The sequence below is a fragment of the Saccharothrix longispora genome, from assembly GCF_030852425.1.
GTDB lineage: Bacteria > Actinomycetota > Actinomycetes > Mycobacteriales > Pseudonocardiaceae > Actinosynnema > Actinosynnema longispora.
This window is the reverse complement of sequence record NZ_NSDM01000015.1, coordinates 133,986-158,063: the sequence shown is the minus strand read 5'-3', so window position 1 is coordinate 158,063 and position 24,078 is coordinate 133,986. Positions and strand designations below refer to the sequence as shown.

Below are 24,078 nucleotides of genomic sequence, written 5' to 3'. Positions count from 1 at the left end.
CAACTCGCCGACGCCACCACCACCACCCCCTTCACCCCACCCGACGACGACACGGCCACCCTGCACGTCGTCCACTACCGGTGACCGCCCACGCCCCACCAGACCGCGGACGGACGGGCTCCCAGGGTGTGACGCGCACCGCCTCCTGCGCGGTGCGAACACATTTTCGCAGGTCAGAGGGCATCTTCAGACTTCCGCTCCCGATTGTGGCGGCCCTGTAGAGAGAATTCAGACGCATTGTGGCGGCCTCCGCCCACACTTCCCGCAGAACAACCCGGAGTTCTTCGGAGGCGTCGGTGCGCAGAGTCAAAGTGGTCCTCCAAGCGGTGGACCCGCTGAGCCTGGCCGGCCTGGCCGGCCACCTGGAGTCCAGCCCGGACGTGGTGCTGCTGCCCGCCGAGCAGCGCCACCTCGCCGACGTGGCGGTCGTGGCGGTGGACCGGCTGACCACCGAGGTGGTGACCGGCATGCGCCGGGCGGCCACCGAGGTCGGCACCCCGGTGGTACTGGTGGCCACCGACCTGGACGAGTCGAGCCTGCTGACCGCGGTCGAGTGCCGCGTCGTGGCGGTGCTGCTCAGGACGGCCGCCACCGCCGACCGCCTCCTGCACAGCGTGCTGGCAGCGGCGGCCGGCGAGGCGATCATGCCGCCGAACCTGCTCGGCGTGCTGCTCAAGGACGTGGAGCGGTTGCAGCGCCAGCTGCTGGAGCAGCTCGGCACCACCTCGGGGACGCGCCTGACGCCGCGCGAGGAAGAGGTCCTGCGCATGATGGCCGAGGGCCTGGACACCGCGGAGATCGCGACCAAGCTCTCCTACTCCGAGCGCACCGTCAAGAACGTCATCTACGGCGTCACCACCCGCTTCAACCTGCGCAACCGACCGCACGCCGTGGCCTACGCGGTCCGCTGCGGCCTGATCTGACCCCACCTGACGACGGAGGACCCATGAGCGCCTTACTGCTGGCGTCGCCAGTCGACGCGGAAGAACTGCCCGCTCGCCTCAGGTGGGAGGCGGCCAAGGCCCTGCGGAACGCCCCTGAGGCCCCTGCCACGCCGGCCGACCCCGACGAGGCGCCGACGGACCGCTGGTGGATGGCGGACAACGGGTTGATCGACGCCCGACCCGACGACGAGTTCCGCGCGGGGGCAGTCCCGCAGGTCACCCCCGTCCTGCGCCACCCCTGACCCGCACCCCCTGACCAGGGCGTCGCGGCACCGACCGCAGGCGGCTCCCCGACCCCGTGCCGGCCGGCACTCGCGCGACGACCCGACCGTGCCCGGCGGCAGCCCTCCCCCTCGGGGCGCCGCCGGGCACGACCCCCGCTCAGCGCACGCCGCAGGCGGCCAACCGGGCTTCGGCGCGTCGGATGTCGAGCACCGCGCCGAGGGCCGCGTACCCCGACACCGCCTCCCGCAGGGCGCCCGCGGCCTCGTCCCGCGACCCCTGCCCGGCCAGCACCACGGCCAAGTCCTCCAGGGCCTCGGCCAGTTCCACCGGCCGACCGGCCGAGCGGTACCGCGCCACGGCGGTCCGCGACGCCTCGACGTCGCCCCGCAGCAGCCCCCGGGCACGCGCCTCGGCGGCGAACGCCCGGGCCGGTACCCGCTCCCGCACCGCCTCCTCCTCGCTCACCAGGTAGGCGCGTTCGGCGAGGTCGTACGCCGACGACGACACGGCCACGCGCACCGCGCCGGGCATCCACGGGTGCCGCGGCGTCATCAGTCCCGGGAAGTCGACCAGCAGCGGTTCGAAGTGGGCGAACACCGCCGCCGCGTCCGCGCCGTCGCACTCGGCGACCAGTGCCCGCGCGGCGTACAGGAAGTCGGCGTGCTCCTTGTCGGCCACCAGCGAGATCGGGTGGTCGGCCACGCGGGCCAACCGCTCCCGGGCGATGTCGAGCCGCCCCCGCCGCGCCTGGACGAGCGCCACGACCGCGGGCACCAGCAGCGCGGGACCGTGGTCGGCCATCCCGTAGTGGTTGACCACCTCCGACGCCTGGTCCAGCTCGGCGAGCGCCTCGTCCCACCGGCCGGTCCAGTACTGGTACACGGCCGTGTAGGCGCGCAGGTAGGCGACGCTGGGGCCCTTGCGGACCCGGGCGCGCGCCGCGCGCAGCGCCTGGCCGGCCTCCTCCAGGCGGTCCAGGCTCTGCAACGTGGACGACCGGTTCTCCAGCAGCACCGGCCGCAGTTCGTGCACGTCCTGCGGGTCGCCGATCATCGTCAGCGCCAGGTCCACCCGGTCCAAGGCCTCGGCGTGGTCCCGGCGCACCGTGCTGATCTGCCACAGCACGCGCAGCGCGTGGCCGATGGCGAACCCGTCGGCCGCCAGCTCCGCCCTGCTGATCGCGTTGTGCGCGGACCGCTCGGCCGCCTCCAGGTCCAGCCGCCCCGAGCGGTGGATGTCCGCGAGCAGCGATTCCTGCCTGGTCCGGCACGGTTCCGGCGTCGCCTCGTCCTCCACCGCGACGCGCAGGGTCTCCACCGCCATGTCCACGCGCCCCTCACCGGAGTGCAGCATGGCCAGCACGCACCGCATCTCGGCGGCCAGGTGCGGGTCCCGGGTGCGCGCCAGCACCGCCCGCGCCTCGCTCTCCGGCCGCTTGCCCTGCCAGAACTTCAGCCACGCCATCCACGAGGTCAGCCGGTCGCGCTGCGCGTCGTTCAAGGCGGGCTGGTCGGAGACCGACCCCACGAGGCGGGCCGCCAGCTCCTGGTCGGCGAGCATGACCTCGCGGACGTTGTCCGCGACCCACCCCGCGCTCCAGGCGTCCAGCGCCGGCAGCGAGGCCAGTTGGCGGGCCACCCGCACCGCGGGCGCGCCCGCGGCGGCCAGCACCTCGGCGGCCTGCCGGTGCATCGCGGCGCGCACCGGGGGGAGCACCCCCTCGTACAGCGCGTGCCGGACCAGCGGTTGGCGGAACGCGAACTCGGCGTCCGCCTCGACCAGCACCCCGGCGGTCATCGCCTCCTGCACGGGGGCCACCAGCTCGGACGGGGGACGACCCAGCACGACCGCCACGTCGCCGATGGCGAACTCCATGCCGAACAGGGAACCGGCGCACAGCACCTCGACGGTCGAGGCCGACAGGAAGTCCAGCCGGCGCATCGGCGCGGCGTCCGGCGTCCGGGACCCGTCCTCACCCCCGCCCTCGACGTCCAGGTCCGCCACGCCGGCCTGGACCCGCACCACGCCGCGGCGCACCAGGTCGTCCACGGTGTCCAGCGCGTACGCCGGGTTGCCGCCCGCCTGCTCCACCAGTTCCCGCAGGGCGCCGACGGGCGTCGCGGCGAGGCGCCGGGAGACCAGCTCCACCAGCACATCGTCGGGCAGGGGGGCCAGCCGGACCATGTCGCCGCCCGCGCCCTCCACCGCGCCGCGCACCCGCTCCAGGTCGTCGCGGTGCGGCACCGGCCGGGAGGTGGCGACCAGCACCAGCGGCAAGCGCCGCACCAGCCTGGTCAACCGGTGCCAGACGAGGAGGCTGACCTCGTCGGCCCAGTGCAGGTCGTCCACGGCCAGCACCAGCGGCGCCTGGTCGCACAACTCGGAGACCAGGTCGACCAACCGGTCCACCGCGTCGAGTTCGGGCTGCGCCTCCGCGTCGGCCTCGGTGGCGTTCAGCAGAGCCTCGGCCACCTCGGCGCGACGCCGGTCGGTCGAGGTGGTGCTGATCTCCAGGCAGTCCAGCAGCACCCGCAGGGGGAACCTCATGCTCAGCTCGTCGCCCGCGCTCCACGCGATCGGGCACTCCCGCCGCCCCGCTTCCGCCAGCAGCGCGGCCAGCAGCGCCGACTTCCCCGTCCCGGGTTCGGCTTCCAACCACACGCAGCCGCCGCGCCCGGTGGTGACCACCTCGGCCACCGCCCGGCGCAGCACGTCCAGTTCCCGGTCGCGGTCCAGGAGGGTCGGGGCCGCCGGCGGCTTGCGCGTCGGCAGGGCGGAACGCAGGGGAGCGGCCGGGGCGACCAGCTCGTGCAGCAGCTGCTGGTGCAGCCCGAGCAGCTGCGCCCCCGGCTCGATGCCCAGCTGGTCGACCAGCAGCCGGCGGGTGTCGCGGAAGACCTCCAGCGCCTCGGCGTGCCTGCCCGACCGGTGCAGTGCGGTCATCAGCAGTGCGCGCAACCCCTCGCGCAACGGGTGCTCGTCGGCCAGTTCGGTGAGTTCCGCGACGGCCTCGGCGTGCCGCCCCAGCTCCAGGGCCAGCTCCGCGCGCCGTTCCGCGGTCAGCAGGCGCAGTTCCGCGAGCCGGGCGCGGTGGGCCGAGGCGAACGGGCCGGGCACCCCGGACAGCGCCTCGCCCCGCCACAGCGCCAGGGCCGCGTCCAGTTCCTTCAACGCGCCCTCGGCGTCCAGCTCGGCGGCGCGGCGGCGGTGCTGCTCGAACAGCGCCACGTCCGAGGAGTCACCGGTCAACCGCAGCGAGTAGCCGAAGCCCGTCGATACCAGGACACCGGACGTCGAACGCGCGGACCGTAGTGGGTCCAGCTGCCTGCGCAGCCCCGAGACGTAGGTGTAGACGCTGGCCTCGGCGTTGGAGGGCGGCTCGTCACCCCACACCGCGTCGATCAGCTCGTTCACCGGGACCGGCTGGCCGGCCCGCAGCGCCAGCACGGCGAAGACCGCCCGCCTGCGAGCGGCGCCCAGGTCGACCTCGGTCTCACCGATGAAGGCCCGCACGGGGCCGAGGAGTTCAGCGAACAGCGATTCGAGAGGAGTCAATGTCACGTCCACAACAGCTGCACACGGATGGAGGGATTCGCGTTCGTCGGCCGGTGGTCCACAACGTTAACACGCAATTGTTCGACTTCGCCGATCCCGCATCGGACGGCACGTAGCGTACTCGGTCGATCACACGAGGACGCGTGCCCTGGTTGAAGGTCGTCCTTCGCCGGGTACCGCCGCGATCGTGCCGGGACGGACGGCCGCCCCGTCCGGCACCGCCGCGGCCCGGTGGTTCTTCACGAGACCTTTCGCCACGTCAGACGCATGCCGGCCCGATCGCCCCGACGTCCCGGTTGCCCGTTCGGGCAGACGCGGGGGGTCTTCGGGCGCTCCTCCGCGCCACGGTTGCAACCTCGCACGTCGTTGCCAAATTCTTGTGGCACGCACCTCCGGTCGGCCTAACGGGACCGCTCATCCGCCGGAACGCGCACGACACCACTTCGACTTCGACGACGCCACCGCGGACACCGATTCCGGGACGTCGGCGACCACCCATTCGCCGTGCGGCTGAACCGCGCCCGGAAACAAGGGGATGCACTCATCGTGGACATCTTGGTGATCACCGGTTCGGCCGGATTGGTCGGAACCGAGGCGGTGCGCATGTTCGCACCCCGGTTCGACCTCGTCGTCGGCCTGGACAACGGGATGCGCCGGACGTTGTTCGGCCCGGACGGCGACGTGAGCGGGAACGCGAGCGAGATGTCCGTCATCCCCAACTACCGCCACCACGCGGTGGACATCCGCGACGCCGCGGCGGTCGACTCGGTGCTCAGGCTCTACGGCTCGGACGTGAAGCTCATCGTGCACACCGCGGGGCAGCCCAGCCACGACTGGGCCACCGAGCGGACGCTGGACGACTTCGCGATCAACGCCGTCGGCACGATGAACATGCTGGAGGCGGCGCGCCGGCACTGCTTCGACGCCACCTTCGTCTACACCTCGACGAACAAGGTCTACGGCGACATCCCGAACTCGCTGCCCCTGGTCGAGCTGGACACGCGGTGGGACTTCCACCCCGACCACCCGTACCACCGGCACGGGATCGACGAGTCGATGCCCCTCGACGTCACCAACCGCACCTTCTTCGGCGTCTCCAAGCTGTCCGCCGACCTGGCGGCGCAGGAGTACGGCCGACACCTGGGCATGAAGGTGGGCGTGTTCCGGTGCAGCTGCATCACCGGCGCCCGGCACGCCGGGGTGGAGCTGCACGGCTTCCTCTCCCACCTGGTGCGCAGGGCGGTCGCCGGCGGCGAGTACAAGATCTTCGGCCACGGCGGCAAGCAGGTGCGCGACAACATCGACGCGCGCGACCTCGTCGAGATGTTCTGGCAGTTCCACCTCGACCCCCGCCCCGGCGCGGTCTACCACGCGGGTGGCGGGCAGGAGCGCAGCTGCTCGGTGCTGGAGGCGGTCGCCAAGTGCGAGCAGCTCGTGGGCAGGCAGATCCCGGTGCGCTACCTGCCCGAAGCCCGCTTCGCCGACGTCAAGTGCTGGATCACCGACACCCGGCGGTTCCGGCAGGACTACCCCGGGTGGCAGCCCCGGTTCGGACTGGACGACATGCTCGAATCCATGCACGCCCACTGGTCCTCGGTGGACGCGCTCCGCGAAGAGAAGGTGCTCACCCATGGCTAAGTACCGCGCCACGCTGAACATGGAGTACATCAAGGACGCCGCCAAGGGATTCCAGTGGGGCGTCGAGAAGGCGGCCGAACTGGGCTACCGGTACGTGGAGCCGATGGTCCACACCGGGTGGGACCTGCTCAGCGAGGTCGACTTCTTCCACTCCTTCTCCATGGAGGAGGACCCGCTGCTGATGAAGGAGATCTGCGACCGCGCCGGTGTCCGCGTGTCCGGCATCAGCGGCCACAGCCCCCTGATGAAGCCGGAGGCGGCGGTGCCCAGGCTGACCAGGGCGATCGTGTTCGCCGACGCCTGCGGGGCGAAGTTCGTCAACACCGACGACATGATCAAGCCGGACTGGATGGACGACGAGACCGCCTGGCAGATGATGCGCTACACCCTCACCAAGGCGCGCTTCGTCGCCGAGCGGCACGGGGTGAACGTGTGCATCGAGCCGCACGGCACCTTCAGCTGCACCTCGGAAGGGCTGCTGAGGATCGCCGACCTGGCGCCCTCGCCGTGGATCAACGTCAACTTCGACACGGGCAACTTCTACCTGGCCGCGCTGGAGGACCTCTACGAGGGCCTGGACCGGGTCAAGGACCGCGTGGTCCACATGCACGCCAAGGACATCAGCGAGCGGCACAGCGCCGACGAGCGCGGCCTGGTCACCGGTACCCCGGTGGGCTGCGCGCTCGGCGAGGGCATGGTCGACTGGGAGCGGGTGTTCGAGGTCCTGGAACCCCTCGACCGCGAGATCTTCCTCAGCGTGGAGTGCGGTCGGGTCGACGAGGCCGAGCGCAGCCTCGAGTTCCTGCGCAAGACCCTGGGCGACAAGCTGATCGAGTGACCAGGAGGGGCCGGGACCCATCGGGCGACCCGACCCTCCTCCCACTCCTCCACCTGCCGCACGTTCCCCTGTCGAACCGGTTCCCGGAACCCGGACCACAACGCCCCGGCGGTCCCCTTCGGACTGCCGGGGCGTTGTGGTCCCTGGCTCAGGGGCACCCCGCCACCTCGGTGGAGGGGTGCCCGGTCCCGATCGGGCAAGTCCGCTCGCCTTCCGCGCAGCGGCGGGCGGTGGGCGTTGTCCACCACCGATCACCAGGAGAAGGTGGTGGCGCAACAGTTCCCATCGCGCGGAGGAGTTCTCCGGTGTTCGAGCGCATCACGTCACTCGCCGCCGCCCTGGCGTTCGCGAGTGAGCGCGGGGTCCACCGGAACCCCGCTCACCACCTCCGTGATCCCCCCGGGGGCGCGCACCAGGGCGACGGTCAAGGCCGGCACCTGTTTCCACCTGCGGATCTCGCACCGGAGCAGCGGGGCGGTGTTCGGCACCACCCTGGACTCGACCCACACCTCCGGCCGGAGGGTCGTGCGGACCCGGGGCTCCTTCAACACCTTCGGCTACGGCAAGCTCCCCTGCTGAGCCCTGCCCCGCGTCGACAGTGAGCGGTGTCCCCGATGCGGTGGCACCCGCGCCGGAGGGCACCGCTCCCCGGCACCGCTCCGATCCACGAGGGAGTGAACGCCGTGCACCCGTCCACGACGGACTCGCCGACACCGCGGATCGCCGCCCTGGTGCACCGCCAGCGCGTGGCCGTGCGCCGGGTGCTCGACGGTGCGGACGACCGGCTGCTCGTGGTCGCGGGCCCCGGGCCGGCGCGCGACACCGCCGCGGCACTGGACTACGCCCGGCAGCTCGCGGAGGCCGCGATCCCCTACCGCGGTCAGTTGCTGGTCGTGCTGTGCGCCTACCCCGAGACGGCCGACGCGGACCACGGTCGCCGGTTCCTGCTCGGCGCACTGGGCACCGGCCTGCCCCAGGCCATCCGCTGCGCCCGGCCCGCCACCGCGCTGCACGTCGCCGACCTCGTCGCCTACGGACTCGTCACCGCCCGGCCCGCGACCGACCCCCTCCACTGGCGGTGGGCGGCCAGGGTGCCCGTGCCTGTCGGCTGCGAGAACGTCGCCGGCTGCGACGTGGACGTCGCCGTGGCGGCCATCCTCGACGCCAACGCGCACCGGACCCGCCTCTCCCGCTTCCCCGTCGCGCACCCGGCTGCCCACCTCGTGCTGCGCGGCGGACCCTACCGGCCGGAGCACGACCCGGCGTCCACCACCGACGCGCTGATCCGACTGCGAACCGCCGGCCTCCCCCCGCGCCTGGTGCTCGCCGTACCCGGAGTCGACGACCTGCTCCGGCAGCGTGGTGTGGCGGTCTCCGTCGCCCGGCAGGTCGCCGCCGGGCAACGGGGCGTGGTCGGCACCGTCATCGGGTCCTTCCTCCACGCCGGCAGGCAGAGCACGCCGGTCGGGTACGGGATCAGCACCTCCGGACCGTGCCTGGGCCTGCCGGACACGGTGTCGCTCCTGGACACCCTGGCCATCGCCGTGGAACGCCGCCGCCTGCGCCGGAGGTAGGCCGCGAGGAACGCGCCGGACGGGTGCCGCCGCAGCCGCGGACCACCGCCCGCGACGCCCGACGCCGCCCACCCGGAGGCGGCGCGCTCACCGGTCGACCGGATCGCCGTCGTAGCCGAAGTTCTGCGTCCACCAGTGCCCGGTGGCGTCGACCCACAAGCCGACACCGATCCTGGTGAACCCGGGGTGCAGGACGTTGGCGCGGTGCGGCGCGCTGCGCATCCACGCCTCCGCCACCCGCACGGCCGTCTCCTGCCCGAAGGCGACGTTCTCGCCGCCGGGCTGCTCGAAGCCCTCGGCGAGCATCCGCTCGAAGGGGTCGGGCTCACCCGGCAGTCGGTGCGCCAGCGTCCGACATCGCGCCATGTCGGTGCTGTGCCGCCTGGCCGAGCGGCGCAGCCGTTCGTCGGCCCCCAGCACCGCCAGCCCTCGACGGGACCGCTCGACGTTGACCAGGGACACCACCCGGTCCTCCAACGCCTTGCGGGCCGGCTCTCGCATACCTGGTCACTCCGGTCGGTGGCGGGACAGGATCTCGGCGGAGGCACGGCGGGCCGGCCGGTCGAACAGGCCGATCTTCGCAGGGCACGTCCGCAGGCGCCACGCCCGCCGCTCCACCCTGCCCGCGCCGGAGGGGCACTTGGGGCAGACCCGGACGATTGTCGGGCACAGCCGGCAGCGGGCACTCCCGCCCCCCGACGGCGACGACCTACCCTCGGCGCGGAGTTCGAACGCCCCGCACCACCGTGTCGCGGAGCCGTGGACCGCCACCTGCGAAGGAGAACACATGCCCCACGTGGTCGCCGCGCGCTCGGACACCGGTCGATCACCGGCGCCTGTCGCCCGCGTGACCCGGTGCGCCGGTGCGGGTGCCGCGTGACGCCACCCCGCCGCGAACAGCGCACCGCCGGGCCGCCCGCCACGAGCCGACGGGGTGACCACCGCACGTCGCACGGTGACGAGGTGGTGGTGGAACGGGTCGGCGCGGCCCTGGTCGTCCACGCGGCCGGGACGGACGACCCCGCCCTGCGCGCGCTGGCCGCCGCGCTTCCCGCCACTCCCGCGCCGATCGTCGTCGATGCCGCAGGTGTGCCCGACGCCGCGCTGTTCGGCCGGCTGGCGAGCGCCGTGACCGCCGCCGTGGACGAGGGCACCCGGACCTTCCGGGTGGTGGGCCGCGACCTCCCGCGCGTCGACCCCGGCTGGTGGCGGCGGTTGGCCGACCGGACCGGTGCGGAACTGCTGGTGCCGTCCGGGCGGGTGACGGTGGCCGGTGCGACGTTGTTCGTCCACGGCGCGGACGAGGGCTCGGCGGGCACGTGGTGGCGGTGCGCCCCCGGCGTCCCCGCCGTCCTCCTGGGTGCCCGGCACCCCGTGCCGAGCTGGCAAGCGGCCGTCCCCGAGGAGCTGCCGACGGTCCACGGCCTGCTGGCCACCCAGCACCTGCCGGGCGGGGTGCTGCTGCGGCCCGCGACCACCGCGCTCGACACCCGGTGGCGCGTCGTGCCCGCCGACCCGGACCACCTCACCGTCATCGCGGGGGTGCCCGGCGGCCCGCACGTGCGCGCCGCGGACGTCGCCTCCTACCTGGGGAGCATCCCGGAGAAGGCGCGCGCGACCGCGCGGCTGGCCTGCGGGACCGGTCAGGACGTGGTGGCGCTGGGGTGCGACACGGCGGAGTTCCTGGGCAGCGGCGTCACCGTGGTGGACGGCACGCCCGTCGTGCGGGAGAACGGGATCGAGTTCGTGTTCCACGACCTCTCGGGAGCCGCCACCTGGACCCCCTACCTCCAGGAGATCCACTGCCTGACCGGCGCCACCACCGCCGTGCCGCGCCGGTGGCGCGCCCCGCGCCCCGACCTCGCCCCGTACCTGCCCGGCGCGTTCCGGGTGACCGACAGGTGGCTGCTCGTCGTGATGCGCAGCGGCCTGTGGCTGCGCCAGGTCAGCCGACCGTGGCACCCCGTCCCCGTCGGCCGGTCGGTGAACCCCGCCGTGAAGGTCATCGCCGTCGGCGACCCGGGCGAGTCGTTGCCCGACGACGTCTGGCCACTCGTGTCGGACCTGCTCGACGACTTCGCCCCCTCGGCGCTGCGGCGCGTCCGGTTGTCCGTCCTCGGCGTGCCCAGCCGGAGGGGGCGCGCGGTGCTGGAGGAGCTGACCGGCCGCGGACGAGGCGGCCTGCGCGCGTCGGTGCCGACGTAGCCCGCGACCGGAGCGCGACGGGTGCTCCAGGCGTCGAAGCACCGTCGCGGGGTCGTTGCGGGACGCGCTTTCCGCTACCGTCCTGCTCTCGGCGAAACGAGACGCGGGGGAGGCGGCGGCACATGACCGGTCCGGAGGACGCGGTGCGCGTCGAGCTGCTCGGCCCGGTGAGGGCGTGGGTGGGGCAGCTCGCCGTGGACCTCGGCTCGTCCCGGCCGCGCACGGTGTTCGCGGTGCTCGCCTCCCGCCCCGACGTGGTGGTCCCGCGCGACGAACTGGTCGGGGGTGTGTGGGGAGAGGCCGCGCCGGCGAACGCCGTGGGCAACCTGCACACCCACATCTCGGCGTTGCGCAAGGCGCTGGAGCCGGGACGTGACCGGAACGCGCCCTGGCGGTTGCTGACCTCGACCGGCTCCGGTTACCGCCTGCACGTCGACCCGGCCGCCGTGGACGCCGTGGAGTTCACCAGGCTGGCCGAGCTGGCGCGCGGCAGGTTCGCGGCAGCCGACGCCGGCGGGGCGCTGCACACCGCGACCGCGGCCCTGGACCTGTGGCGCGGCGAGGTGATGTCCGGCTTATCCGGTCCGCTGGTGCTCGCCCGGCGGTCGCGGTTGGGGGAACTGCGCGCCGCCACCGTCGAGCTGCTCGCGGAGGCGGGGCTCGCGATCGGCGACCACGCCGGGCTGGCCGACCGACTCGGGGCGCTGGTCGCGGAGCACCCGCTGCGCGAGCGCCCGCGCGAGCTGCTGATGAGGGTGCTGCGGGCCGGCGGTCGCAACGCCGAAGCCCTGGACGTCTACCACGACGTCCGCCGCCTCCTGCTCGACGAACAGGGCATCGAACCCGGTGCCGGACTGCGCCGGCTGCGCGACGAGGTGCTCGCCGACACCGTCGCGCCACGCCGCCCAGCGGTCACGCCCGGCCCCGAGACCCCCACCGCCGAGACCCCCGCCGCCGCGCCCACCAACCCGGTCGCCGCCGGCCCCACCGCGACGCGCTTCGCGCCGCCGGCGCTCGCGGGCCGCTCGGCGGAGCTGGCGGTGGTCGACGGCGTCGTCCGGCGGCTCGCGAGCGGTCACGGCGGGCGGCTGTGGATCGAGGGCGAGATGGGCATCGGCAAGTCGGCCCTGCTCACCGCCACCCTGGCGCGTGCCGGGGAACTCGGGTGCCGGATCGCCCACGCCGTGGCCGAGGAGCTCGACCGGCGGTTCCCGCTCGGTGCGGCCCTGGACTGCCTGGACGTCACCGCGCGCTCGGCCGAACCGCGACGAGCGGCGATCTGGACGGCGCTGCGGGGCACCCGGCCGCACCGGCAGGTCCCGGGCTCGGGGGACCCGGTCGCCGGCGCGATCGACGACATGGTCTCCCTGGTCGCCGACCTCTGCGAGGACGGCCCGGTCGTGCTCGCCCTGGACGACGTGCAGTGGGCCGACGACGCCAGCGTCGCGCTCTGGCACCGGCTGTGCCCGTTGACCGCGCGACTGCCGCTGCTGCTGGTCGGCGCGGCCCGGCCGCTGCCGCACCGGGAGGACGTGCACCGGCTGCGGCGCGACGTCGGGACCCCGGGTGGCGCGGTGGTGGAGCTGACGCCGCTGGACGAGCACGCCGTGGCCGGGATGATCGCCCGGCTGGTCGGCGCGCGGCCCGGTCCGGGACTGCGCCGGGTCGCCGAACGCGCCGCCGGCAACCCGCTGTACGTGCGCGAGATCGCCGACGCGCTGGTGCGCGACAAGGTCGTGCGACTGGGGCAGGACACCGCCGACGTGCCCTCCGGGTCGTTCGACCGGGTGCCGCGGTCACTGGTCTCGGCGGTCACCAACCGCCTGCACTACCTGGCCGACGCGACCCGCGAGGTGCTGCGCTGGGCTGCCCTGATCGGCGGCGAGTTCGCCGCGGACGACCTGGCCGCCGTGCTGGGCAGGCCCGCCGGCGAACTGGCCGCGCCACTGGACGAGGCGGTCACGGCCGGTGTGCTGCGCGCAGCGGGGCGGCGGTGGGCGTTCCGGCACCCGGTGATCCGGCAGGCGCTCTACGAGGGCACGCCGCTGGCGCTGCGGGTCGCGCTGCACCAGCAGGCGGCACGGGCGCTGGCCGGGTCCGGCGCGCCGGTGGAGCACGTGGCCGCGCAGCTCCTCGCCGGTGGCGGTTCCGCGGCCTGGGTGGGGGACTGGCTGGTCGAGGTGGCGCCGCTGCTCACCCACCGGGCCCCGCTGGTCGCCGTCGAGCTGCTGCGCCGCGAGGTCGACCCGGACGTCGACTTCGGCGACCGCGCGCGCGGCGCGGTGCTGACGGCGCGACTGGCCGTCGTGCTGTTCCGCGTCGGCCGCGACGCCGAGGCCGAGGCCTGCGCGCGACGCGCGCTGCCGCTCCTGCACGACGAGGACTTGGCCGCGCAGACCCGGTGGGTGCTGGCGTACGTGCCCTACCGGGCGTCGCGGGCGGAGGAGGCCCTGGAGATCCTGGACGACGCCTTGGCCGACCCCGCCCTGCCCCCGGTGTGGCGGGCACGGCTGATGTCGCTGCTCGCCCTGGTGCAGCGGGCGGGGATCGGCGAGGTGGAACGCGCGGCGGACACCGCCCGCGACGCCGTCGCGCTGGGCGAGGCGTCCGGTGACCCGTTCTCGATCGGCCAGGCGCTGGAGGTGCTCTGGCAGGTCGACGCGGTGCGGCGCGACTACTCCGCCGCGGTGGCCTACCTGGACCGGGCGCTGGCCGTCGTCGGCACCGACCTGGACCTGTCCGACCTCCGTCTGGTGCTGCTGGACAACCGCTCGTTCACGCTGCAGTGCCTCGACCGGCTCGACGACGCCACGGCGGACCTGGGACTGGCCGCGGAGATCGCCGGGCGGGGCGCGCCCGCGGCGGGGGTGCAGGTGGCGGGCGCGGTGCACGACTTCTGGCTCGGGAGGTGGGACGACGCGGTGGCGCGGTTGGACGGGGTGCTCGACGACCCCGCCTTCACCGGGTTCGGGCTGCGCGAGGGCGGTCCCGTGCTGCTGCTGCACGGGGTGGGCGCGCTCGTCGCCGCGCACCGCGACGACGACGAGGCGCTGGAGCGGCACCTGCGCGCCGGGCTGACGTTGCCGCTGGCCACGGCCGCCGACCGGGAGAACTGCGACTTCCTCGTGGCCGCCCGCGCGATGGCGTGCGCACGACGCGGGGACGTCGACGGGGCCATGGCCCTGCTCGGCACGATCCTGGACGCCAGGTACGCGCAGATGATGCTGCGCCACCAGTGGCTGCCCGACCTCGTCCGGCTGGCGCTGGACCGCGGTGACGAGGCGACCGCCCGCGCGGCCGCGGAGGCCTGCGAAGCCGAGGCGGCCCGGGAGACCAGGCCCGCGCGCGCGGACGCCGCGGCCCGCAGGTGCCGGGCACTGCTCGACGGGGACGCCGACGCGATGGCCGAGGTCGTCGCCCGGTACCGCGCGGTCGGGCGCGTGTTCGAACACGCCCAGGCCGCGGAGGACCACGCCGTCCTCCTCCTCGCCGCGGGCCGCGCGGAGGAGGCGGCGACCGCCCTGCGCGAGGCGACGGACCTCTACCGGGGGATGGGCACGCACTGGGACGTGCGACGTGCGGCCGCGCGGGCGGACGGGGTGCGGCTCAGAGCGTGAACGCCCGGACCGCGGTCGTCACCACCGGCCGCCCGGACGCGTCGCCCGCGACGGCGAAGCACCTGCGCTCGAACGGGCCGAAGCGGCGGTGCGCCGGCAGTGGCCCGTCGACGCCCCACCGGTGCCCGCCGGCCGCCGCCGTGCCGGCGGCCGAGGTGGTGGCCGTTCGGATCGCGTCATCGCGGTTCCACACCACGACCACCGCCCCCGACGGCCGCAGGACGCGGGCGGCCTCGTCCAGCACGACCTCGAAGTCCGACCCGTGCGGCACCCGCCCGACGAACACCGCGTCCACCGAGGTGTCGGGCAGCGGCACGGCGGTCGCCGTCCCCTCCACCACGGTCACCAGGGGCAGCCGCCGCGCCAACTCGGCCCGCCTGCCCGCGTCCGGCTCCACCGCGACGACCCCCGGCGCCGCGGCGGCCAACCGCTCGGTCAGCTCCCCGGTACCCGTGACGAGGTCGACCACGAGGCCGACCGCGCCGCTGAGACCCCACTGGACGGCCTGGATCGGGTAGGAGGGGCGAAGGCCCGCGCAACCCCGCGGGCCCGGCCCGAAGGGCGGGTCCTGCGGATCGGGACTCGGGGGGAGCATCGCAACCTGCCGTTCATCCGGTCTTCTCCTGCCGGACCAGTGCAGTGGCCGGCGCGGCGGAGGAGAAGTGCCCGAGCGGCCGGTCTGCGTGTTCAGGCAGCGTGACGTGCCTGAACACGACCGCGCTCCCGCCCGCCCGGTGGGCCGGTGGACGGCCCGTCGGATGCGGGCGGAGGTCTCTGCCCGGTCGGCCGCCCCGTGCTGCCCGTTCGGGCGCGGCGGCCGGACGGGATGTTGACGCCGCGCGCTCGTGCTGGTGCTGTGCAGCACGGACGACATCGGTGCACCGGGAGGCCTGGGATGGTTGTGACGAGCGGTGTGGACCACGTCGCGATCCGCGTGTCCGACATGGAGCGGTCGATCGCCTTCTACCGCGACCTCCTCGGCTGGGAAGTCGTGATGGACCTCCGCCTCGACGGCCCGGGCATGGAGACCGCGCTCCGAACGCCCGGTGTCCGGGTGCACAACGTGATGTTGCGGAAGGACGCCCTGGGCATGATCGAACTCGTCCAGGTCCACGCCCCCGACGTCGCCCCCTACGACGGGACGCGCCGACCGCTGGACGTCGGCGGCCTGTTCACGCTCTCGCTGAACGTCGAGGACATCGACGCCTGCTACGCGGAGCTGACGGCCAAGGGCGTGGAGTTCCACTCGGCGCCGGCCACGATCGAGGTGCCGGGTCTGGGCACGACCCGGATCGTGTTCTTCAGCGACCCCGACGGCGTCGCCATCGAACTGGTGCAGGCCGAGGGGACTTCGCTCAACAAGTGACCACCCGGTCAAGCGCTGTCACACCGAGTGGGTGGTGCGCTCGGGGCGGATCACTCCTGGAGGTAGTCGGCCGTGGCTTCTCGTCCCCACCGTGATCGGGTGACCTTCGCCGGTGACCTGCTGCTGCGACTCGCGACCGACGGCAGGCTCGTGCTCGAACCGGCCGAGGCCGATCGCGTCATCGCCGAGTTGGAGCGGACGCTGGAGGAGGTCACCGGGCGACTGCGCGTGGTCGACCTGCTGCGCGGCACCTCGTTGCCCGCACTCCGCCGCGTGCACCCCGAACTGGAGCAGGCGGTGGTGGACGCGGTGTTCGACGAACAGGTCACCGACGGCGGTCTGCGGCGTGCGCTCGACGAGCTGCCCAAGTACATCGAGGCGCTCCGGAAGGCCGGGAAACCGGAATCGCCCGCTGGACCCTGATGGCCCCGGTTCGCCGATCCTCCTGACGATGCGGCGGCACGCCCGTACCTCGGCGCGGGCACCGCGCGTCCACCACGGGATCACCCGGTCGGGCCGACGGAGAGGCCGCGAGTCCCCCCGGCGGGGGGAGGGGTGAGTTCGGAATCGCCGATCGGGGCGGCCGGGGTGTGGCGCGCCTGAATTTCCGACGAGTGCGGTCCCCGCTTCGACCGCCTCGTGTTCGACATCGGCGCGCCGCCGATCCGGCGGGAAGGGGGAGCGGCCCGACCGCGACGACCTCCACGCCCCGGTATAACCGTTCACCGAAGCGTCGGCGCGCGGCTACGTCGCCCTCACCAGGGCGTCCTACCGAAGGGGCACAGTACCCGAACGAACGGGCACTACCCCCTTGAATGACGCTCCGACCACTTCTTCCCCGCGTTTCCGCGTGCTACTTTTCGACTGGACGCGCGTTGTTCCCCTCCTTCATCCTCTGTTTGGCATTCGTCTTCGGGTAACCGGTGAGATCGGTTTTCGATCCAATCGGAACATTGCTGATGACTTTGTCAAGATGTCCCGACAAGGAACCCACATGGTCACGGCGTCGGTTGTCGACTTCACCATTTCCAGCGAACCCCTCACGCCGACCGCGATCGAACGGGCGGCGAGGCCCGTGTCGGTCGGGATGGCCGACGACGTCACCCGCGGGGTGGAGGCCGGGCGCGACTTCGTCGAGAAGTGCCTCACCGAGGACCGGTCGGTCTACGGCTCCACGACCGGGTTCGGGCCGCTGGTCGTCTTCGGCGGCCGCGCGGACGCCGAGGACCAGTGCGACAACGTGCTCCAGCACCTGACCGCCGGGCAGGGGCCGGACCTGCCGGTCGACGTGGTGCGGGCCACCGTGCTCGTGCGCGCCTGGTCGCTCTCCAGAGGACGGTCCGGTGTCTCACCGGCGACGCTGCGGGCGTTGTGCGACATGCTGGCGACCTCCTTCACCCCCGCCGTGCCGGCGCTGGGTTCGGTGGGGGCGAGCGGTGACCTGGTGCCCTTGGCGCACGTGGTGCAGGCGTTGCGCGGGGTCGGGCACGCCTATGTGGACGGTGTCCGGATGCCCGCCCGCGAAGCGCTCGCGAAAGCCGGGCTCGAACCGCTGGCGCTCGGTGGCCGGGACGCGCTGTCACTGGTCAACGGCACGTCGGTGACCACGGCGGCGGCGGGCCTGGCGGTCGCCTCGCTGCGCCGCTCGCACGAGGTGTCCATCGCGATGAGCGCGTTGCTCACCGACCTGCTGGGCGCGGCGCCCGCCTTCCTGTCGCCGTCGTTGCTGGCCGCGTTCGGTCACCCGGAGACGGTGGTGGTGGGGGAGCGGTTGTCCTACTGGCTGGCGGGCACCGCGCCGACGGGGCTGCGGGCGTTGCAGGAGCCCTACAGCGTGCGGTGCGTGCCGCAGCTCCTCGGCGCCGCACGGTCGGGGATGGAGTGGGCCGAGCAGGTCGTGCGCCGCGACCTGGCGGGTGTGAGCGACAACCCGCTGTTCTTCGCCGAGGAGGACCTGGTCGCGCACGGCGGCAACTTCTTCGGCCAACCCTCCGCGTTCGCCTCGGACATGTTGTCGATGACCGCCACCCAGACCGGGAACCTCGCCGAGCGCCAGCTCGACCTGATCATCGACCCGCACCGCAACGAAGGGCTGCCCGCGATGCTCTCACCGAAGGCCGGTGAGCAGCACGGGGTGCAGGGGTTGCAGGTCGTGGCCACCTCGGTGGTCGTGGCGATGCGCCGCGCGTGCGTCCCGGCGAGCGTCCAGAGCATCCCCACCAACCTGCACAACCAGGACGTGGTGCCGTTCGGCACGCAGGCCGCGTTGACCGCGCTGGACCAGGCCCGGTCGCTGCGGCTGCTGCACGGCTGCCTCGGGGTGGCCCTGCGCCAGGCCGCGCACCTGCGCCCCGGTGGGGCGACCGCCCCGCGCTGCGTCGAGCTGGTCGAGGCGTTGGCGGAGGTGGTGGAGCCGATCGAGCGCGACCGGCCGCTCGACGTCGACATCCGCGCCGCGGCCGACGCGCTGGACCGCTTCGTCGAGCGGCACGTGCCCGGCCTCGCCCACGAGGCGACGTCCTCCGGGGACCGGTCGTGACCGCCGTCGCCGACGCGCCCCGGCAGGCGCCCACGGCCACCGGGTTGCCGCCGCTGCGCCTGCCGATGCCCGACGCCGGCTTCGCCGACTGCGCGCCCCCGCGCCGGCGTCCCCCGCTGCCCCCGCCGGTCGGCGTCGAGGCGGACCCGGACGCGCTGGGCTGGTACCGGTGGATGCTGGGCCACCACGTCGCGGTCTGCGTGTGGCGGCTGCTGTGCGACCAGCTGCCCGCGGCGCCGGCGGACCCGGCGGCGGGTGACGCGGTGGCGGAGCTGTACGACGCCTACTCCGCGCTGCTGCTCTACTCCGGCAGCTGCTCCCCGCAGACCTACGCGACGGTCATCCGGGCCAGGATGAAGGCGCGGCACCCGGCGTTCAGCGGCACGTGGGCGCGCGACTACGAACAGGTCTCCGAGCTGCTCGGCCGCTTCCGGCCGTTCGCGGGCGAACGGGTCAAGCGGGCGCTCAAGACCAACCGGCTCGTGCACATGACCGTGGCCAAGCGCCTGGTCCCGCAGGGGAAATCGCTGCTGCGCGAGTCCGGGATGGACCCGACGCGCACGGTCGACACCGACCGCGACCGGTTCGACGAGTTCTTCGGCGTCGACCGCGCCGAGGTGTGCCGCCACGAGTTCGCCGACCAGCTCGCCGACCGGGTGCGGCTGGTCCTCGACGACCTGGCCGAGCGGCCCGACCCCGTGCGCTACGACAACGCCGACGTGGCCAGGCTCCAGGACGCGCTGCCGGACCTGCTGGACCGCCTGGTCTCCTTCACCACGAGGAAGGTCACCCCATGAGCGCTTCACCGACCACCGCGGACGCCCTGAAAGCGGTGCCGCTCACCGACGACGTGCTCGCCTACGTCCGCGACCAGGCGCCGCCGCTGTCGGAGGTGCAGCGCACCCTGGTCGAGCGGACGCTCGCGCTCGGCGGGGTCTCCGAGATGCAGGTCCCGCCCGAGCAGGGGGCGCTGCTGACCCTGCTCGCCAGGACCGCCGGGGCGCGGCTCGCGGTCGAGGTCGGCACGTTCACCGGCTACTCCACGCTCGCGCTGGCCACCGGGGTCGGACCGGGCGGCCGGGTGATCACCTGCGACGTCTCCGACGAGTGGACCGCGATCGCACGGCAGGCGTGGGAGGCCGCCGGCGTGGCGGACCGCGTGCGGGTGGAGCTGGGACCGGCGGCGGACACGCTGCGCGCCCTGCCCCTGGACCCGGTCGTCGACCTGGTGTTCATCGACGCGGACAAGGCCGGGTACGTCGAGTACTGGGAGCTGCTGGTGCCGCGGGTGCGCCCCGGTGGCCTGATCCTGGCCGACAACGTCCTCTACGCCGGTGAGGCCGCCTCGCCCGACGCGACCGGCAACGCCAGGGCGATCCGCGACTTCAACGCCCACGTGAAAGAGGACAACCGCGTCGAGTCGGTGCTGCTGACGATCGCGGACGGCCTGACCATCGCCCGCAAGAAGTCCTGACCCACCCACTGCCGAGGAGGCAACTGTGAGAGCCGCCATCCTGCACGCACCCGGTGACCTGCGGGTCGAGACGGTGCCGGACCCCGTGATCGAACAACCGACCGACGCCGTGGTGCGGGTCGTGGCCGCCGGGATCTGCGGCACGGACCTGCGCGGGCTGGCCGGCCACCCCGGTCCGGTGCGCGGACCGCGCTGCGGGCACGAGTTCGTCGGCGTGGTGGAGGACACCGGTTCCGACGTGCGAGGGCTGCGCGTCGGCGACCTGGTCGTGTCCCCGTTCCAGTTCTCCGACGGCGCGTGCGCGGCCTGCACCCGGGGCGTGCCCAGCTCGTGCCGCTCGGGCGGCATGTTCGGCGTCGACGCCAACGGCGGGCAGGCCGAGGCCGTGCGCGTGCCGTTCGCCGACGCGACCCTCGTCCAGGTGGCCGCCGACCCCGGTGACGACCGCCTGCCGGGCATCCTCGCGCTGGCCGACGTGATGTCCACCGGCACGCACGCCCTCGCCTCGGCCGCGTTGCCGGCCGGCGCGACGGTGGCCGTGGTCGGGGACGGCGCGGTGGGCCTGTGCTCGGTGCTGGCCGCCCGGCGAGCCGGGGCCGAGCGGATCTTCCTGTTCGGGCGGCACGAGAACCGGCTGGAGGTCGGCAAGTCGTTCGGCGCGACCGACTTCGTCACCGCGCGCGGCGACGAGGCGCACGCCGCGCTGCTGGACGCCACCGGCGGGGTGGGGGCCGACCTGGTGGTCGACGCGGTGGGGGAGCAGTCCGCGTTGGACACCGCGATGGCGGTGTGCGCGGACGGCGGGTCCGTCGCACTGGTCGGCGGCCCGCACGGCGGGGTGGACATGATGACGTGCTTCCTGCGCAACATCACCGTCACCGGCGGGCTCGCGCCCGCCCGCACGTACCTGCCGGGTCTGGTGGACGACGTGCTGTCCGGCAGGATCGACCCGTCCCCGGTGTTCGACCACGTGGTGACCCTCGACGACATCGCCCTCGGCTACGAGGCGATGGCCGCCCGCACCGCCACCAAGGTCCTCGTCCGGCCCTGACCGCACCAGTGAGAGGCGTCGTGATGTCTGTCGAGCAGGCGGGGCCGTTCCCCGATCCGGGTGAGGTCGGGTTGGCGGGCTACGTGCTGCCGGACCGGTTCGGGCTCGGTGAACGGGTCGCGCTCGTCGACCACTCCCGCGGCGGCCCGAGGCGGTGGACCTACACCGCCCTCGCCGCCGGGGTGGCGGACCTGGCCGCGCACCTGCGCGACATCGGCGTGACCGAGGACGACGTGGTCGCAGTCCTCACCGAGAACAGCGCCGAGTTCGTCCTCGCCTACCACGGCGTGCTCGCCGCCGGTGGCGTGGTGCTGCCGCTGGACCCGCGCGACGAGCAGGACCGGTGGAGCGCGGACCTGGCGCGGTGCGGCGCGGTCGCGATCGTCGCGGAGGAGTCGCTGTGGGCGGTGCCGCCGCTGCCCACCGTGGTCCCGGGCGAGTCCACCGGCCGCGCCACCACGCCTCCCGAGCCGGTCCGGGGCGGCGACCGGGCCGCCGTGCTCATGTCCTCCAGCGGCACGCTGGGCGTGCCGAAGAAGGTCGTGGTCACCCACCGCAACCTGGCCGCCGGCCTGGCGCAGATCCGGCAGGTGCACCGCATCGGCGACGGGGAGGTGGTCGCCTGCTGCGGACCGCTGCGCCACGTCTACGGCATGCAGATGGCCATGAACGCCACGCTGCGCGCCGGCGGCACCCTCGTCATCGGACCGACCAGGTTCGACACCGCCGCGTTCCCCGCCCTGCTGCACGACACCGGCACCGCCATCGCCTACCTGGTCCCCACCGTCGTCGGCGAACTCGGCGCGCTCACCGACCCCGTCGTCCCGCGCTCCCTGCGCCTGGTCGTCTCCGGCGGCGCGCCGCTGCCCACCGCCGCCGCCACCGCGTTCGAGGCGCGCTTCGGCCTGCCGGTCGTGCAGGGCTTCGGCATGACCGAGGCCGGGTGCGTGTCCTTCACCCCAGACGGCCACCCCACCCCCGCCGGGACCGTCGGCGTGGTGCTGCCCGGCACCGAGACCCGGTTCGTCGACCCGGCCACCGGCCGCGACGCCGTGCCGGGCGAACTGTGGCTGCGCGGACCGCAGATCGCCCCGCGCTACCTCGACGGCCCCCCGCTGCGCGACGCCGACGGCTGGTTCCGCACCGGAGACCTCGCCCGCCTCGACCCCGACGGCCGGCTGCGCATCGTCGGCCGCCTCAAATCACTGATCAAGTACAAGGGCTACCAGGTTTCGCCCGCCGAGGTCGAAGACGTCCTGCTCCACCACCCCCGCGTCACCGACGCCCTGGTGGTGGGGGTCCCCGACCCCATCGCGGGCGAACTGCCCAAGGCCTACGTCGTGGTGCCCGACGCGGTGCCGCTGGGCGAGATCACCGCGCACGTCGCCGCGAAGCTCGCCCCCCAGAAGCGCGTGCGCCTGATCGAGCGGGTCAGGGCGATCCCGCGCTCCGCCACCGGCAAACCCCTCCGCCCCCCGGCACAGCGGGTGCTGGTCACCGGTGGGGGCCGCGGCCTCGGGCGCGAGTTCGCCGCGGCCCTGGCGGCGGCGGGCGCCACCGTGCTCGTCGTGGGACGCGACCGCGCCGAACTCGACCGGACCGCCGAACTCGGCGCCGACCTGCCCGGCACGATCGAGTGCGCCGCGGCGGACGTGACCGACCCCGCCACCCTCGCCGCCGCCGTCGCGCTCGGCGACGTCGACGTGCTGGTCAACAACGCCGGTGTCCCCGGCCCGATCGGGCCCACCTGGACCACCGACCCCGGCTCCTGGTGGCGCACCTTCGAGGTCAACCTGCGCGGCGCGGACAACGCCACCCGCGCGGTCCTCCCCGGCATGATCGCCCGGGGAGGCGGTCGGGTCGTCAACGTCGTCAGCCGGGCCGGCAAGCTGCGCTGGCCCCACGCCAGCGCCTACGCCGTGTCCAAGGCCGCGCTCATCGCGCTGACCGCCAACCTCGAAGGCGAGCTGCGCGGCACCGGCGTCACCACCGTCGCCTTCGACCCCGGCCTGCTCGACACCGGCATGACCCGCGCCCACCTCGACCGCGGCCACGTCGGCGACCCGCACGCCGACGGAATCCTCGACTTCACCCTCCGCGCCCGCGACGACGGCGGCTTCACCCCGGTCGAGGACGCCGCCCGCGCGCTCGTCCGCATCGCCACCGGCTCAGCCGACCACCTCTCCGGCCGCTACGTCACCGCAGGCGAGGTGTAGCGGCACACGTGGTCCCGGCCGTCGCCGCCGCGGCGCGCCCAGTGGCTCACCCGTCGTGGTGCGACGGCCCCCCGTGCCGCTCGACGGCGGGCGCGTCCGGCAACCCGACCTCGTCGCGGCGATGGCGGGTGCCCGCGCCGTCGACGCGCACGTCGGCGCCGTAGACGTGCAGCGAGACGACCGTGTCGTCGGTCGCGTTCCGAACGCTGTGGACGTCGCCGGGAGGAGCGAGGTGGGTGACGGCGCCGGCGGGCCTGACGGTGGTGCGGAACGGCACCAGGACGGTCCGCCCGTCGTGCGAGGTGACGGGTCGGTAGCGCGTCTCCGTCTCCGCCCCGCGGTAGGAGCCGGAGACGCACCACGTGGTGTGGTCGTGGACCGGGGTCTCCCCGCCCGGCGGCCGGACCGTCACCACGAGCGAGAAGCGCCCCTCCGGATCGACGTGCAGCACGTGCCGGAGGGTGTGCGGGTGCGGCTCCAGGTGCCGCGTGATCAGCAGGTCGTCGTGCGCCAGGAACGGGGCGAGCACCGCGGCGACACGACGCGCGGTGCGGTCGGGCCGCTCACGCCCGGAGGAGCAGCAGAGGACCCGGCGGACGGCCGCGACCAGTTCGGCGGTGCGCGACGACACGAGCACCTCGGGCGCCGGCCCCTCACCGTGCGGCACGGAGGGTCCGCCCCTCACGGAGGTGAACGCGCGTCGGAGCGTTCCCGCGAACTCGTGGAAGGGCTGCGGCGGGCGGTTCCGGGGCGAAAGCCTCACCGGCCGGTCCGGCGTCGGTCGGGAAACGGCGGACCGCCGTGCGGGGTGCTTTCCCCGCGCAGGGGACGGACCG

The 24,078-nt window shown here is 74.2% G+C and carries 19 protein-coding genes; 15 read left to right on the top strand and 4 right to left on the bottom strand.

Going from position 1 to position 24,078, the window contains the following annotated elements; all coding sequences use genetic code 11:
* Positions 1–296: 296 nt before the first annotated feature.
* Together CKY47_RS30305 and CKY47_RS30300 are read left to right on the top strand one after the other, a co-directional pair.
* Positions 297–923: a helix-turn-helix transcriptional regulator gene (locus CKY47_RS30305; protein ID WP_306749742.1), complete on the top strand. Its 627-nt coding sequence runs from the start codon at positions 297–299 to the stop codon at positions 921–923.
* A gap of 23 nt (positions 924–946) precedes the next feature.
* Entirely contained in the window at positions 947–1,186 is a 240-nt protein-coding gene (locus tag CKY47_RS30300) for a hypothetical protein (protein ID WP_306749741.1), read from the top strand.
* A gap of 139 nt (positions 1,187–1,325) precedes the next feature.
* Here CKY47_RS30300 and CKY47_RS30295 read toward each other — a convergent pair whose 3' ends face one another.
* Entirely contained in the window at positions 1,326–4,724 is a 3,399-nt protein-coding gene (locus CKY47_RS30295) for an ATP-binding protein (RefSeq protein WP_306749740.1), read from the bottom strand.
* A 546-nt stretch (positions 4,725–5,270) separates the two neighbouring features.
* On the opposite strand from CKY47_RS30295, the gene CKY47_RS30290 reads away from it, so the two are divergent.
* The 4 genes from CKY47_RS30290 to CKY47_RS30275 all read left to right on the top strand — a co-directional run bounded on the left by CKY47_RS30290 (position 5,271) and on the right by CKY47_RS30275 (position 8,774).
* Positions 5,271–6,362 (top strand): NAD-dependent epimerase/dehydratase family protein, encoded by a 1,092-nt coding sequence (locus tag CKY47_RS30290; protein WP_306749739.1) that lies wholly within the window; start codon positions 5,271–5,273, stop codon positions 6,360–6,362.
* Positions 6,355–7,200 carry a sugar phosphate isomerase/epimerase family protein gene (locus CKY47_RS30285; RefSeq protein ID WP_306749738.1) on the top strand — a complete coding sequence of 282 codons (846 nt, stop codon included), beginning with the start codon at positions 6,355–6,357 and terminating at the stop codon, positions 7,198–7,200. The genes CKY47_RS30290 and CKY47_RS30285 overlap by 8 nt, the downstream gene beginning before the upstream one ends.
* Before the next feature lie 351 nt (positions 7,201–7,551).
* Positions 7,552–7,779 carry a hypothetical protein gene (locus tag CKY47_RS30280; RefSeq protein WP_306749737.1) on the top strand — a complete coding sequence of 76 codons (228 nt, stop codon included), beginning with the start codon at positions 7,552–7,554 and terminating at the stop codon, positions 7,777–7,779.
* Between the two features lie 104 nt (positions 7,780–7,883).
* Positions 7,884–8,774, top strand: a complete 891-nt coding sequence (locus CKY47_RS30275; protein WP_306749736.1) for a DAHP synthetase I family protein — start codon at positions 7,884–7,886, stop codon at positions 8,772–8,774.
* An 87-nt stretch (positions 8,775–8,861) separates the two neighbouring features.
* On the opposite strand, the gene CKY47_RS30270 is transcribed toward CKY47_RS30275, so the two are convergent.
* Entirely contained in the window at positions 8,862–9,275 is a 414-nt protein-coding gene (locus CKY47_RS30270; protein WP_306749735.1) for a CAP domain-containing protein, read from the bottom strand.
* 375 nt (positions 9,276–9,650) lie between these two features.
* On the opposite strand from CKY47_RS30270, the gene CKY47_RS30265 reads away from it, so the two are divergent.
* A complete protein-coding gene (locus CKY47_RS30265) occupies positions 9,651–10,979 on the top strand; it encodes a hypothetical protein (RefSeq protein WP_306749734.1) in 1,329 nt (442 codons plus the stop codon).
* Between the two features lie 122 nt (positions 10,980–11,101).
* Positions 11,102–14,596, top strand: coding sequence for an ATP-binding protein (locus CKY47_RS30260; RefSeq protein WP_306749733.1), 3,495 nt, complete (start codon positions 11,102–11,104; stop codon positions 14,594–14,596).
* Here CKY47_RS30260 and CKY47_RS30255 read toward each other — a convergent pair.
* Positions 14,586–15,191, bottom strand: coding sequence for a class I SAM-dependent methyltransferase (locus CKY47_RS30255; protein WP_306749732.1), 606 nt, complete (start codon positions 15,189–15,191; stop codon positions 14,586–14,588). The genes CKY47_RS30260 and CKY47_RS30255 overlap by 11 nt on opposite strands.
* A gap of 300 nt (positions 15,192–15,491) precedes the next feature.
* On the opposite strand from CKY47_RS30255, the gene CKY47_RS30250 reads away from it, so the two are divergent.
* The 7 genes from CKY47_RS30250 (at position 15,492) to CKY47_RS30220 (ending at position 23,242) form a co-directional block, all read left to right on the top strand.
* Positions 15,492–15,962 carry a VOC family protein gene (locus tag CKY47_RS30250; protein WP_306749731.1) on the top strand — a complete coding sequence of 157 codons (471 nt, stop codon included), beginning with the start codon at positions 15,492–15,494 and terminating at the stop codon, positions 15,960–15,962.
* 99 nt (positions 15,963–16,061) lie between these two features.
* Positions 16,062–16,385, top strand: coding sequence for a hypothetical protein (locus tag CKY47_RS30245; RefSeq protein WP_306749730.1), 324 nt, complete (start codon positions 16,062–16,064; stop codon positions 16,383–16,385).
* 571 nt (positions 16,386–16,956) lie between these two features.
* Entirely contained in the window at positions 16,957–18,501 is a 1,545-nt protein-coding gene (locus CKY47_RS30240) for an HAL/PAL/TAL family ammonia-lyase (protein ID WP_306749729.1), read from the top strand.
* Positions 18,498–19,298: a 3-methyl-L-tyrosine peroxygenase-related protein gene (locus CKY47_RS30235; protein ID WP_306749728.1), complete on the top strand. Its 801-nt coding sequence runs from the start codon at positions 18,498–18,500 to the stop codon at positions 19,296–19,298. The genes CKY47_RS30240 and CKY47_RS30235 overlap by 4 nt, the downstream gene beginning before the upstream one ends.
* Entirely contained in the window at positions 19,295–19,975 is a 681-nt protein-coding gene (locus CKY47_RS30230; RefSeq protein ID WP_306749727.1) for an O-methyltransferase, read from the top strand. Before CKY47_RS30235 ends, CKY47_RS30230 begins: the two co-directional genes overlap by 4 nt.
* A gap of 25 nt (positions 19,976–20,000) precedes the next feature.
* A complete protein-coding gene (locus tag CKY47_RS30225) occupies positions 20,001–21,026 on the top strand; it encodes a zinc-binding dehydrogenase (RefSeq protein ID WP_306749726.1) in 1,026 nt (341 codons plus the stop codon).
* A gap of 23 nt (positions 21,027–21,049) precedes the next feature.
* Positions 21,050–23,242 carry an SDR family NAD(P)-dependent oxidoreductase gene (locus CKY47_RS30220; RefSeq protein WP_306749725.1) on the top strand — a complete coding sequence of 731 codons (2,193 nt, stop codon included), beginning with the start codon at positions 21,050–21,052 and terminating at the stop codon, positions 23,240–23,242.
* Between the two features lie 46 nt (positions 23,243–23,288).
* Here the strand turns inward: CKY47_RS30220 and CKY47_RS30215 are convergent, their stop codons facing one another.
* On the bottom strand, positions 23,289–23,909 hold the full coding sequence (locus CKY47_RS30215; protein WP_306749724.1) for a cysteine dioxygenase family protein: 621 nt from the start codon (positions 23,907–23,909) through the stop codon (positions 23,289–23,291).
* Positions 23,910–24,078: the final 169 nt, after the last annotated feature.